A 13,281-nucleotide genomic window follows, 5' to 3' on the forward strand; every position below is an offset into this window, starting at 1 on the left:
GAAGTTTTGTAGATGTTTGTCACATTATATCCAAGAGGCATGTCCTGTGTGTCAAGTAGAGCTGTATTAATCATTTACTTAAGTATAGCCAACAAGGCATTCTAGGTAATCATGAGTTGAAACTGGCTTAACTAAACAAAATGATCACTGGCTAGAAGGAGTTGTAAGAACATTAGGTTTATTACATTATAAAAACAGAAAACTGGAAGTAAATTATGAAGTTAATCAAAAATAAACCAGTATATGCCCAAAAAAATAAAACGTATTTTGGTCTTTGTCTTAGAGGTGTCCTTAAGGCATTTGTTGTTTTTTCAATCATGCAAACAGTGACTGTCGGGGCTTATACCTGGGCATCAAGTGAGAGTAATAATGAATCTCTCGTGCAAAACCAACAAACCTCAAATGTACTTCGTCATACGCTAGAAAAATCACTTTTTACATTACCACCACGAAAACAGGGCCACTATGGCATCCGCTTGTACCGGTTAACAGGCAATAAAAAATATTTATCCACAAGTTTATACGATACATATGTCGTTGCAGATCACTTGGATTTTATTGCTAATCGCTTAGGTGACGAAAGCTATATTAAATCCTATATAAAACGAGCTCAACGAAAACAACCTGATAATTATAAAGGTAATTTAAGACGTGCAGTGTTAGCTGGAAATAGTGAGTTTTTATTTTATAGTTCGGCTATTTTGCCTTTTATGAACCGGTTGGATGAATTAGGTTTAAAGTCAGTTCATAACGAACAACTCTATGCAGCACTTAAAAAGTATGATTTTAAGTCAACGCTTTTGAAACCTGAAGTCATACGTGCATGGGCAGCACAGTCTGCTAATTGGGTTTATTGGCTGCATCAATTAGGTATTGTTGATTTAAGGAAGCCCTATAAAGAAGCTTTTATAAAAACATTTGAGGATGAATCGAGGTTAAAAGGGGATGCTTACATCAATAAGGTTTATGGATTAACACATTTTATTTTTGCGGCAAGTCGCTATTACCAGCAGCCAATAGATAAAAAAGAATTTGCCTGGATTTATGATTATTTTGAAAAAAATATAGCGCGTATTTTAAGCGAAACTAAGCCAGATGTAATCGCCGAGGTGGGCGTAAGTTTTTTACTCGCGGGGGAAGCTTATCATCCTGTGGTCAAGCAGTGTCGTCAGTCTATTCGGCAAGCCATAGATAAAGAGCATAAAATGATTCCTTCTGTCGATGGGGAGTGGGATTTAGCGCGAGGTGAGCATCGCAATGTATTAGCATTTATGTTGTTTTATTTACCGAGGCCATTACATCCTGGACCTTATCTGGCTAATGATGACAAGTTTCGTTCGTATTTACCCAAAAACGTAGTTATTAAATCTGTACAGCGATGAGTGTATGAAGCTATTCAGTAGGTATAAAGCGAGTTTACTTATTTTATCATGGCTGTTAAGTAATGGAGTGCAAGCAGCCATAACAACAAATGCCGAGCAGCAAGCTGCAAACAAGGCAGCACTCAAAATTCAAGAGGTTTATGATACAAACCAACTGCACCTGACACCCAAACGCAAGGCACATTATGCTTTACGAATGTACCGCCTGACTGGCCAGGAAAAGTATGTTGGTGAAATTATTAATCATGTGTATCGTTTAGTGTCTCGTGTAGGCTGGTATGATGCACATGTAAACGATGAAAAATTTAGGCTGCAGATAGTTGATAATCTAACATCCGCATTTGGCCAAAAAAGTCGTGGACTTCAGCGGAGACTTTTTTGGCAGCAAACAAAGTTTAGAGCACTGCGTTTTGAATTACATAGTATTTATCTACTAGCGCAACTAAATCAATTAGGTATTAAACCAACACATTTTTCTAATTTACTCAATCATTTACAAAAACAACCAATCGCTAAGTTACTCCTGGATGAAGCCTTTATTCGTGTTTATGCAGCGCAAGCTGCAAATTATGTTTTTTGGTTAGAGGAACTGGGGATCGCTAAGTTATCAGAAAAGTTTATAACGAAATTTCAAACGATTTACCCAATCTCAAAGGATACTGAACTGTCACAGTTGGAATATCAGAATAAGCTATATGGCTTAACTCATATTATTTTGTCAGCAAGTCGTTACTATCAGAAGCCTGTTTCTGATGAGCAGTTTGCATGGATAACAAAGTACTTTGTGAGTACATTAGACACTATTGAAAAGCGAGCTAAAGCGGATGTATTGGCTGAAATTGGTGTATGTTTGAAGTTGGTTGGTTTTTCTGATCAAGTGGTTTTACACCGGCTGAAACGCCAGTTGTTGGCAATGGTTGATAAAAAACACTACATTATTCCTGGAGCTGAGGGTAATGTTTCACTCAGCTCTGGAGAGCATCGTAATGTGCTTACCTATGCTTTTTTTAATTGGCCGAATCAGTTGACGCCAGGACCCAATTTAACACAAACGTCAACCTGGCGTAGACAGTTGCCTTATCGTTTATCTCTGGATTAACACAACTATAAAAGCGAAAGCGATATGGCTGTCAGTTTATGAAAATAAGAGAGGATGTTAGTTGTATCGTTTTGTGCTAATCATTTTAGCTATTGATGAAATAGCTAAAATGATGTTCGCCCGATTTGTGTGTCGAGATACTAGCTGATGAGAGCCGCTTTAAAGTGTTTTCTGCACAAAGATACATAGCGCTCTTCTCCACCTATTTCGATTTGAGATCCCTCTTTAATGGCTTTCCCATGCTCATCAAACCGTGCAACCATTGTTGCCTTGCGGCCACAGTGGCAAACCGTTTTTAATTCGCTAATTTTATCAGCCCAAGCAAGTAAGTAGTGGCTACCTTCAAATAATTCGCCTTTAAAATCGGTACGAAGTCCGTAACAAAGCACAGGAATATCCAATTGATCAACGACTTCGGATAATTCTGCAACATGTAGCTTGGTGAGAAACTGAGCTTCGTCGATCAAGACACAGTGAATGTTTTGTTGTTGGCTTGCCTGTTGTATGGTAACAAAAAAGTTGTCTTGGCCCTGAAATAAGAGCGCATTTGCAGATAGCCCAATACGAGAGCTTATTTTTCCCTTACCAAATCGATCATCGATGGCAGCCGTAAATAGAAGAGGTTCCATACCTCGTTCTTTATAATTATGTGCTGACTGTAGCAGGGCCGTTGATTTGCCTGCATTCATTGCTGAGTAGTAAAAGTAAAGTTGTGCCATTTTATTTTTTGCTATCAGATGTGCAGAGCCCATGAAGCGTATAGCCACTATGCTAAATGGGCATGGCGGGTATACACGATGATTAGACATAACTTAATGTACTATGTTACATGTAGTACATTGTTACGTGTAGTACATTAGAGTTATGCAATGTCTGAACGTGATAAGTCCTGACAGACATTGCATCAGAGTAGACCGTACTGTTAAACAGGTACGGTATTCAATCAATGACCTTTTAAGGCAAAAATACCTGGTGCATTACGCCAGTAGCTTTTGTAGTCCATTCCATAGCCAAAAATATATCGGTCTTCTATTTGCAGACCAATATAGTCACTATTTAAATCAACACCTTTACGGTCATGCTTTTTCTCAACCAGCACAGCAGTTTGTACATCTTTAGCACCCTGGGCTTTACAAAATTCAACAATGGCTGCCAGGGTATGACCTTCATCAAGAATATCGTCCAGAATGAGTACTGTACGGTCTTGCATTGATGTATTTGGGCGCACTTTCCAGTCTAGTTCCCCGCCAGTAGTTTCTTGGCGGTAACGGGTTGCATGAATATAGTCAACTTCAAGTGGGAAATTCAGTTTAGTGAGCAGTTTGCCACTGACAACAAGGCCACCATTCATGATGCAATAGACTAATGGGTTACTGTTTGCGAGTTCAGCGGTAATGGCTTGTCCCATGCGCTCAATCGCTGCTTCCACTTCAGCTTCAGTGTATAAACAGTCGGCTTCGGCATAAACCTGTTTAATATGCTCAAGATCTGCAGACATGAATTGGGAACCTCGTATTTATGTTTGATGAAACCTAAGATGATTCGCTTTGGTTTAGCACCTGGTGATGTAGAGTGTATATGAAGCTGTTTGCATGATTACTTCATACAAGTAAGCAAATGGCTGATGATAGGCTATTTGTTTACAGCAATTCAGGTGACCATCAATTTTGCTACCATTAAGGGCGGGAAAGATACAGTGACTCACGTCTGAGAGCAAGCCCCAAATGCCTATTGATGCACTCCTTATTCAGACTACACTTAGCAGAAACATACGTCGTGGCTAAAGATGCAGGTTTTTAGCTAGAGCTCACCAAAAGTGTTAACAGCACCTTATATAGGAGTCATCTGCCTTGTCTTTTTGGTAAAACAATAGGCAAAAATAATGGGTCATTATAAAAAGTAAGACAAAAAAGGGTGGTTGATTGTAAAGAATTAGGCAGATGTTTCGTTACAAGGTAGAATACGGCCAATTTGCCTTTAGCAAATGAAGTAATTTTGTCATAGATAGGTTATACCCATCACCAAGGGTATAAATATATGACATACAATGCATCTGCTAGAGAGGCTAACAGCAGCATATATTAAAACGCGTTGTTTTAAATTGTATGTTTACTGTTAAGTACCTTATATCTGGCGATGCTGTTTCGTTGATGTTGATTTGAGGTTATCCATGAGCGTCTTTGAAATAAAACATCCTCTTGTACAGCACAAGCTGGGCATTATGCGAAATAAGAACATTAGTACTAAAGGGTTTCGCACGCTGGCAAGTGAAGTAGGATGTCTACTGACTTATGAAGCGACAAAAGATCTTCCTCTAGAAGACTACGAAACAGAAGGCTGGGCAGGACCTGTTAATGTAAAACAAATTAAAGGGAAAAAGATAACCGTTGTGCCTATTTTGAGAGCCGGTTTAGGTATGCTTGATGGCGTAATGGAGCTGATTCCAAGTGCTCGGGTCAGTGTGGTCGGCCTGTATCGTAATGAGGAAACCCTTGAACCTGTCCCTTACTTTGAAAAACTGGTGAGTGATCTTGATGAGCGTATGGCGTTAGTTATTGATCCCATGCTGGCAACGGGCGGTTCAATGATTGCGACAATTGACATGCTGAAGCAAAAAGGCTGTAAGGAAATACGTGTACTTGTTTTAGTTGCCGCACCAGAAGGTATTGAGCGTGTTATCAAGCTTCATCCAGATGTGACTATTTATACGGCTTCTGTCGATACATGTTTGAATGAAAAAGGGTACATTCTTCCAGGATTGGGGGATGCTGGTGATAAGATTTTTGGAACCAAGTAAATATATACCCACAGTGAAGGATATACCCCTTCTGGGGGTATAAAAAGGATTTGCGAAGGATATGTCGTCGAATTTGGCTGTTAGCACTATACTTTAGGATCGATTAGACAATCTACTGATCTGCCATGGAGGGTGTTGATATGCAAAAATTTGGGGTGTTATATATTGGATTGCTTTGGTGTTTGTCATCGATTGTTCAGGCCGACATTGCGTTTCGCGTAAACGGTGAAGATCTCGTTGCCAATAATAATGATGTTCTTTTTGCAGAACTAAATAAGGATAACTTTAATGGTCCTGTCATTGACATTGAACTAACAGATGAGTTTGGACAAAAGCTAGCTCGCTTCACGAGGAAGCACTTAGGGCAACGGATGTCAATCACCATTGATGGCACACTGGTAAGTGCGGGCACTAAGATTAGAGAAAAAATAGGACAGAAACTCACGGTAACAGGTTTGTCTGAGCAAGAAGCATCTCGCATTTTACAGTCTTTGCTGACGGCTTCAGAAAGTTAGTTGTTGTTGAATGTGAAGTGTTATTGGGCGCTAATCCTTAATGTAATGCTTAATACAATAAGAGTTAAGTTATTTGCCAATAGGCAGTATAGCGCCCTTCGAACACGCCGTTAATCCTTCCCTAAAGGCTTGGTTGCTGCATCCTTGTGGTAACACATTTATCTCTGCTATAAACGATTTCCTTCATACCACAATAAAAGCCATAGAATAATCATTAAACGGGCTCTATCAGAGAGTTCTACCTATCGCTATTATAGGTGTTATGCTTCGTTTATAGTGCACTATAAAATTGTTCAATAAAAAATGTACCCTTCACTTTGTGCATAAAACATAAAAGGCAATAATGCCATGGAAGAACAAAATAAAAATATCAAGCGAGAAGCTTACTGGATGGGTTATACCGCGAATCAACATTTTAAAGCACATCCTCGTCTTCTGGAAAAAGCCAAAGGGATGCACTATTGGACTCCAGAAGGAAAACAGATTCTTGATGCCACAGCAGGACTTTGGTGTGTAAATGCGGGACATAACCGTGAAAAAATTGTTGCGGCGGTACAACAACAAGTGGCCACATTAGATTATGCACCTGCTTTTCAAATGGGACACCCGAAAGCATTTGAACTTGCTGAAAAGCTTATAGCTATAACCCCTGAAGATTTAAACCATGTGTTTTTTACCAACTCTGGCTCAGAATCCGTTGATACCGCATTAAAAATAGCATTAGCTTATCATCAGTTAACAGGAGAGGGGAGAAGAACCCGCTTAATTGGCCGTGAACGAGCTTACCATGGTGTGAACTTTGGTGGTGTGTCTGTGGGAGGGATTTCAGCTAATCGGAAACTGTTTCCAAACTTGTTGGCGCAAGTTGATCATTTACCTCATACCCATGATTTAGCGCGTAATCAATTTAGTCTGGGGCAACCTGTTTATGGTGTTGAAAAAGCGGATCAGCTTGAACAGATACTCCTTTTACATGATCCATCAACCGTCGCTGCAGTTATAATAGAACCTGTTGCAGGTTCAACAGGGGTATTAGTCCCACCAGTAAACTATTTACAACGAATACGTGAAATATGTAACCAGTACGATGTGCTTTTAATTTTTGATGAAGTCATTACGGGGTTTGGACGTTTAGGTAAGCCTTTTGCAGCAAACTACTTTAGCGTTACTCCTGACATAATGGTGACAGCCAAAGGTTTAACGAATGGTACCGTGCCAATGGGCGCTGTTTTTGTCAGTGATAAAATACATAATGCTTTTCACCAAGATGACCCCATGGCAATAAATTTTTATCACGGGTATACATACTCGGCACATCCAGTAGCGTGTGCCGCTGCTTTAGGCACATTAGAAACCTATCATGATGAAAACTTATTATATAGAGCTGCAGAACTTGCAGATTATTGGCAGGAAGGTTTGCATAGTTTGGCTGACTCACCTTATGTCATTGATATTCGTAATCTGGGTTTGGTTGGTGCGATTGAGTTAGAGCCGCAAAAAAATAAGCCTACTAAACGCGCTTTTCAAGCTTATCTTGATGCCTTTGAACAAGGCGTATTGATTCGTACGACAGGTGATATTATTGCTTTATCTCCTCCATTGATTATTTCACGAGCAGAAATTGACCAGATACTTTCAACGTTAAAAAAAGTACTGCAGCAGCTTTCTTGATAAGTATTGCTCTATGAATACAGTGAATAAAATCATTTGTATAAATTATTCCTGCTCCTGTTGAAGCAAATAAAAAGGGTGACAATGAAAACATTAATTTTTAAGTTATCGATGTGTATCAGTCTTTTTTAAAACATCATTGTGTATTCGGTAGCTCGATTAGGTTCTTCCTTTGAACTTACTATACTAATCCAGAAACGGATAAACAGTTTCCCAATAACAGCTGTAAAAACCCAAAAGGAATTAGATGATGAAACCAGCGCCATTTATCCCTTTGACCTTCACTGAGTACTTGCCTGAAGACATGCTTTTACGTTCGCGTGAGTTTTACCAGCTTATTAAGCAACGCCGTACTGTCAGAGATTTTTCATCAAGACCTGTTGCTCGGGAGATTATTGATAATGCAATTTTATCTGCTGGCTCTGCGCCCAGTGGTGCCAATAAACAACCCTGGCACTTTGTTGTTGTAAGCAGTGAAGAAGTCAAAAGGGAAATTCGTCAGGCGGCAGAAGCTGAAGAGAAAGCCTTTTATCAACACCGTGCATCTGAAGAGTGGCTAGACGCTTTAGCACCTTTAGGTACAGATGAACACAAGCCCTTTTTGGAAACAGCGCCTTACTTGATTGCGGTGTTTCTTAAGAAGTTTACTTATCATGAAGCGCAAAAACAGAAAAATTATTACACGGCGGAATCTGTGGGTATTGCATGTGGAATGCTCATAACAGCTTTACATTATTCTGGTCTGGCAACATTGACACATACCCCAAGTCCAATGAAATTTCTAAATACCATTTTGCAGCGGCCGTTAGATGAGCGTCCCTTTCTTTTACTTGTTACTGGATATCCTGCAGAACAGGCTGAAGTACCCAATATTCAAAAATATTCTCTGTCTGAAGTGTGTGACTATATTTAGTACCCCTCACCTCACTCTATAATCACCCTCTCATATTTAGCCGAAAGGGTGATTATTTTCGCCCGGCAAATAGTTTTATTAGTGCTAATCACCTCTATTCTGTTGTGACGTTTTTTCTAGCTTGCCTCCTACCAATGCCAGTTTGATATATTTTAACCAGCCTTTACTAAACAGTGCATCAATTAGCTCGCCAAATAGCTGATATTTTTTTAAGGTATATGGATACCAGTTAGGTTCTTTTTTCCCACTTTGCTTATCAATAATAATGGCTTTACTGCGAGTAAAGGCTAATAAGCCTTCTTCGCCTTTCCCTCGTCCAAAGCCACTTTCTTTAACACCACCGAAGGGTAAAGCAGGGTTTCCTTCTGTCAGCATTACATTGTTAATTGATACTGCACCCGTTTGTAGCGCATGGCTGACACGTTTAGCTCGTTTCAGGTCTTTACTCCATACACTGGCACTGAGTCCATAAGAACTTTGATTCACTAGCCGAATAATTTCATCCTCACTATCGAAAGGGATGGCACAAACGACGGGACCAAATGTTTCCTCTTGCATAATTAACATGTCTTCATTGACATCAGTGATGAGGGTAGGGGGGATCAGTCGGCTGGTTGAAGAAATCGCTTGCCCAACACTAAATAACATTGCACCTTTACGTTTTGCGTCGTCTAAATGTTCTTGAATAATTTCTGCTTGAAAACTTGTTGTGATAGCACCTACATCCGCATTTCCCTGGTCACCGGTATTAATCACCAATTGTTCCATTGCTTGCTTAAATTGGGTGATAAAGGGGTTAAAAATAGCACGTTGTATATACAGTAATTCTACTGATGTACAGGATTGACCCGCATTAGTCATGGCCCCCCAAAGTGCACCTGCTACGGTGCGTTGAAGGTTAACATCTTCAAACACAATCATTGGGTCTTTACCACCCAGCTCAACATCTACCGGAATTAACAGTTCACTGGCATGACGCAGAATTTTTTTGCCGGTCACTGTACTGCCTGTAAAGAAAATTTTATCTGGTCTCGCATCAATCAATTCTTGACCAATAACACCATCACCATACATGACGTGTATGCATGACGCCAATAACGGCGCAGCGGCAAAAATACGTTCGAGTAAACCTGGCATCGGTGTATGTTCAGAGGGTTTTATGATTACGCTGTTCCCTGCTAAAAAAGCCCCAATGGCAAAGGTTAAACTGATATGTAATGGGTAATTCCAAGGGACGATTAATAGAATAACACCATAGGGTTCGTGTCGAATGCGTGATGATTTACCAAGAAGCGTAACAGGTGTATGTACTTTTTTTTCAGCAAGAATGCGATTTGCATTACTGCAGTTCCAGTGTAAATTATCCAGAACGCCTAAAATTTCAGAGACAAGTGCATCAGTACGTGTTTTACCTGTGGCCTGTGTTAATTCATCAGTGATACTTTCTCGGTTTATGCGAATATACTCAATGACACGTTTAACTTCTGTAATGCGTTGTTTAATGGAATACACCTGAATATGTTGAACCGCATGACGGGCTTGTTGCATAACCTGCTCAGGTGATAGGGATGTTCCATCTTGAGTGGTTGTAGATGAAGAGTATTTAAGCATTGAGCAATCCTTGGTCAAGAACTTAGATAACTTTTAGTCTTACTGGTGAAGGGTAATGTCCTCTTGAATTTTAGTTTTAGCTGGCTCGTCAATAGGCTTAGGCGGTGTAACCTGATAACCTATTTTGCTATGGACACTACTGTATTCATTAAAATCTGTCGATAAACCTGAGTAGTATAAGGACATCAGGAGTCCTTTTGTGGCAAATTCAAACTGTCGAAAAGGGGTTCCTAGTACACCAGGCAGTTTGGCGAGTTTTAAAAGCCCTGGTAATAATATGTTTAATAATTGCTTTGGAATGATACTAAAAACAGTTAATAATTTACGGAGTGCATTTACATCATCAGGGTGAGTTGCTTGTAAGACAGTATCAATTTGGTATAAGCAACCTGTTGATGAAAAGTTAGGTAAACTATTATCCCCAGGAATTAAAATGTCACCCATTTTTTTAAGCGTATTCAGTTGATGTTGCTGCAGGTACTTGGATGTCATTAGTCGTCTTCTGTATAGTAGTATGCTGACTCAGCAGGAACTGACTTGCTCTATGAGCAAGTGCCATAATGGTTAGTGATGGATTAATACCTGGCGCGACAGGAAATATGGAGCCATCAACAATAGAAAGACGTTGCTCACCCCATACGCCAAACTGTTCATTTACTACAGATGATTGAATATGATTACCCATAGCACAACCGCCCATTAAGTGTAGCCCAATAGGATAAGTGGGTTGTTCTTTAAGTACAGCATTAAATTGATCGAATATTTCAAAAACGACGTCTTTTCCGCTATTGGCTTTTTGCTGATCGCTGTCACTTAATGTTTTACTAATAGCAAGTCGATTATTTTTTAGGGTAATAAGGCCTGGAAACTCATCACGAATCGCCACTTCTATACAGGCTAAATGCCGAAATTTTTGCATAAAAGCCTGGTGATCAATACCATAACCTGATTTTAGTAGTGCAATGCCAATAGGGCGTGCAAAAACATTTTCAAGCTTAAAACCCAATTTACGAAAGCGGGTATCGGTTGATTTAATGCCCTGAAAGTTTCCTAAATGTGCATCTACAGGCTCTTTGCACTGGGCTAAATACATAAACTGAGGATGACAGTAAAATCCTTTACCAAGCGCAGGTAGTTTTTTTGCAAAGCCCGTTCGTAAAAGCACTTCAGTAGTACCTAGTGCTCCTGCCGCTAATATACAATGACGTGCGTTAATAACTTTGGGACCTGTTATATGATTTCCATAAATGGAAATCATGTTTTTCCCTGGAATAATATTGGTTACATAATACTGGCTTATTAGCTTGAGTTTTTGTCTTAAAGCCAGTTTAAGAAAGGTGGTCGGCATACTTTGCTTTGAGTTTCTGTTACATCCACCCAGGCAAACAATACAGTCCATATTATTACAATGAGATTGTCCGCGTTGTAGTGGAGCATAATCAAGCTTTAGTTTTTCAAAGCCATTCGCATAGAGTTTTGCATTGTTATTCCAATGCGATTCGGTAATCGTTTGTATAGAAAGTTGTTGTTCTATTGCCGAGTAATGCGAATGCATTACTTCATTAGTGAACCAGGTTACATCACTGCTTTGTTTGAACAGATTCCAGGCAAAGGTATCAAAACGATCAAGCAGACATTGGTTTATGACTGTACCACCTCCAACCGTTTTGCCTCGCAATAAAATCAGATTGGCTTGCGTATTAAGATCAGCACCACCATGCCACATAAGTTGGCTGTTAGCGGTAAGTTCATCTGTAGGGTATTCACCAGGGAAAAAAGACTTACCTGCTTCAATTAAACAGACATTCGCTCCCGCTTGCGTCAGATAAAACGAAAGCACACTTCCGGCTGCGCCAGAACCTACGATTACAAAATCAAATAGCTCATTCATGAGGTTAATGTCCTTATTTTTATTCTTAGCTGAGGACATTGGAGTATATTACTACAGCTTTATTGCATTAATAAGTTGAAGTAATAAAGAATAATAAAGTAATTGTGAAAATAATAGTTAAGTTATATTTAATTTTTATTAAATGAAATGGTGTTTTTTAATTTGTTTGTTGGTTTTTGTATTTTTGAATTGTCGATAAAAAATCTTTGTGTTTCAGGAGTTTATCACAAACGAATTGACTGACTGGTTTTTGTTTTTTTGTTTTTACTATCTGTATGAAAAAAATAGAAAAAAATAAATTGGCATTATCTATGCGTTCTTAGCCAGTGAGAATTGCTTTTGGATATTTTTTTTGTGTTGATGGGAGGGTTTGATGAAAAAGTTTAAGGCACTGGCATTATCTGCTGCCATTGGTTTCTCTGCAGTTGCAGGGCAATCTGCAGTGGCTGGTTTTTTGGATTTTGATTTGGTAGATGATACCGGTATTTTTCAAAATCCTGTGGTAACAGCACCAGGTATTCCACTAGCAACTATTGTTAATGATTTTGCTTATAATGGTGGTTTGGATACACGTAGTACATTATTTTGGGGTGAGCCTTCTAATTTAAGTGGGCTTAACCCCGGTTTAGAGCAAAGTAATTTGGACTTAGTCAGTCATAAGACTATTTCAATTGATGCGTTAGGTGTTCCTTATGAATTGTCAGTTTTAACACATAATAATAACGTCGTCAGTATAACGGCTGCAACTTTGGGAACTGCGCAAATTTTAGGGGCTTTGTCTGTTAGCAGCAGTATGGGTGTATTGGGTGATATCTTTTTAAAAACTGAAGGTGGGGATGTTCCTTTAGGATTATTGAGTGGTGGCTTGGTATTAGATCCTGATGTACCGGATGATATTGTACCTCCAGCAGAGTACCCTACCACCATTATTAGCTTATTTGATATTGATTTTACGGAAACTCCTAACTTTCTTCCTTGTGATCCACCTAATCCATTCGGCTCAACGTGTGATGATTTCTTTAGTTTGATGACTGATGGTGGTTTTCCACTGCACTTTGATGTGTATATAGATGATAAATTACATGATTTATTTATTTACTCATCATTTGATGCTGATGGATCAACCGTTGAGACAGGTCCGTTGTATTATACCCCTGAGGTTGCGGCAACTGATTTATACACATTTGGAATTTTAACACTTATTCCTGAACCAACAAGTATAGGAATGATGTTAGCAGGTCTATTTGGCGTGGCCGGAAGTTTAACTGCAAAACGTCGTAAAAAACAGTAAATCATAATAGACAATGAGAAAGGAGGAGTTTATCTCCTCCTCTTTTTTTTGTTTGTTTGTTTTTTTTGCAATTGTTAAAAGAGTGAGTTTAAGTTAAAAAATTAAGGTTTT

General features: G+C 39.1%; 12 protein-coding genes. 7 read left to right on the forward strand and 5 right to left on the reverse strand.

Going from position 1 to position 13,281, the window contains the following annotated elements:
- The first annotated feature begins 215 nt into the window (after positions 1 to 215).
- Together ACQ96U_RS19590 and ACQ96U_RS19595 are read left to right on the forward strand one after the other, a co-directional pair.
- A complete protein-coding gene (locus tag ACQ96U_RS19590; protein WP_431722958.1) occupies positions 216 to 1,382 on the forward strand; it encodes a DUF3541 domain-containing protein in 1,167 nt (388 codons plus the stop codon).
- Positions 1,383 to 1,386: 4 nt separating this feature from the next.
- Positions 1,387 to 2,481 (forward strand): DUF3541 domain-containing protein, encoded by a 1,095-nt coding sequence (locus ACQ96U_RS19595; protein ID WP_431722959.1) that lies wholly within the window; start codon positions 1,387 to 1,389, stop codon positions 2,479 to 2,481.
- A 140-nt stretch (positions 2,482 to 2,621) separates the two neighbouring features.
- Here ACQ96U_RS19595 and ACQ96U_RS19600 read toward each other — a convergent pair whose 3' ends face one another.
- Both ACQ96U_RS19600 and ACQ96U_RS19605 read right to left on the reverse strand, forming a co-directional pair.
- A complete protein-coding gene (locus ACQ96U_RS19600; protein WP_431722960.1) occupies positions 2,622 to 3,200 on the reverse strand; it encodes a thymidine kinase in 579 nt (192 codons plus the stop codon).
- A gap of 224 nt (positions 3,201 to 3,424) precedes the next feature.
- Positions 3,425 to 3,979, reverse strand: coding sequence for a hypoxanthine-guanine phosphoribosyltransferase (locus tag ACQ96U_RS19605; protein ID WP_431722961.1), 555 nt, complete (start codon positions 3,977 to 3,979; stop codon positions 3,425 to 3,427).
- Between the two features lie 672 nt (positions 3,980 to 4,651).
- On the opposite strand from ACQ96U_RS19605, the gene upp reads away from it, so the two are divergent.
- From upp to ACQ96U_RS19625, 4 genes are all read left to right on the forward strand, one after another.
- Entirely contained in the window at positions 4,652 to 5,278 is a 627-nt protein-coding gene (upp, locus tag ACQ96U_RS19610) for a uracil phosphoribosyltransferase (protein ID WP_431722962.1), read from the forward strand.
- A gap of 140 nt (positions 5,279 to 5,418) precedes the next feature.
- The gene (locus tag ACQ96U_RS19615) at positions 5,419 to 5,793 is read left to right on the forward strand and encodes a SecDF P1 head subdomain-containing protein (protein WP_431722963.1); all 375 of its coding nucleotides are present in this window, start codon (positions 5,419 to 5,421) and stop codon (positions 5,791 to 5,793) included.
- 348 nt (positions 5,794 to 6,141) lie between these two features.
- A complete protein-coding gene (locus tag ACQ96U_RS19620) occupies positions 6,142 to 7,464 on the forward strand; it encodes an aspartate aminotransferase family protein (RefSeq protein WP_431722964.1) in 1,323 nt (440 codons plus the stop codon).
- Between the two features lie 247 nt (positions 7,465 to 7,711).
- On the forward strand, positions 7,712 to 8,377 hold the full coding sequence (locus ACQ96U_RS19625) for a nitroreductase family protein (RefSeq protein ID WP_431722965.1): 666 nt from the start codon (positions 7,712 to 7,714) through the stop codon (positions 8,375 to 8,377).
- Between the two features lie 84 nt (positions 8,378 to 8,461).
- Here the strand turns inward: ACQ96U_RS19625 and ACQ96U_RS19630 are convergent, their stop codons facing one another.
- Genes ACQ96U_RS19630 through ACQ96U_RS19640 form a run of 3 tightly spaced genes read right to left on the reverse strand, consistent with a single transcriptional unit; the run spans position 8,462 to position 11,879 of the window.
- Positions 8,462 to 9,988, reverse strand: coding sequence for an aldehyde dehydrogenase family protein (locus ACQ96U_RS19630; protein WP_431722966.1), 1,527 nt, complete (start codon positions 9,986 to 9,988; stop codon positions 8,462 to 8,464).
- Between the two features lie 39 nt (positions 9,989 to 10,027).
- Positions 10,028 to 10,480, reverse strand: coding sequence for a hypothetical protein (locus tag ACQ96U_RS19635; RefSeq protein ID WP_431722967.1), 453 nt, complete (start codon positions 10,478 to 10,480; stop codon positions 10,028 to 10,030).
- Entirely contained in the window at positions 10,437 to 11,879 is a 1,443-nt protein-coding gene (locus ACQ96U_RS19640; RefSeq protein WP_431722968.1) for a GMC family oxidoreductase N-terminal domain-containing protein, read from the reverse strand. The genes ACQ96U_RS19635 and ACQ96U_RS19640 overlap by 44 nt, the downstream gene beginning before the upstream one ends.
- A gap of 373 nt (positions 11,880 to 12,252) precedes the next feature.
- On the opposite strand from ACQ96U_RS19640, the gene ACQ96U_RS19645 reads away from it, so the two are divergent.
- Complete coding sequence (locus ACQ96U_RS19645; protein WP_431722969.1) at positions 12,253 to 13,170, forward strand: PEP-CTERM sorting domain-containing protein; 918 nt, start codon at positions 12,253 to 12,255, stop codon at positions 13,168 to 13,170.
- The last annotated feature ends 111 nt before the right edge of the window (positions 13,171 to 13,281 follow it).

Origin of the sequence: Zooshikella sp. RANM57, from assembly GCF_050749885.1 — a bacterium.
Classification (GTDB): domain Bacteria; phylum Pseudomonadota; class Gammaproteobacteria; order Pseudomonadales; family Zooshikellaceae; genus Zooshikella.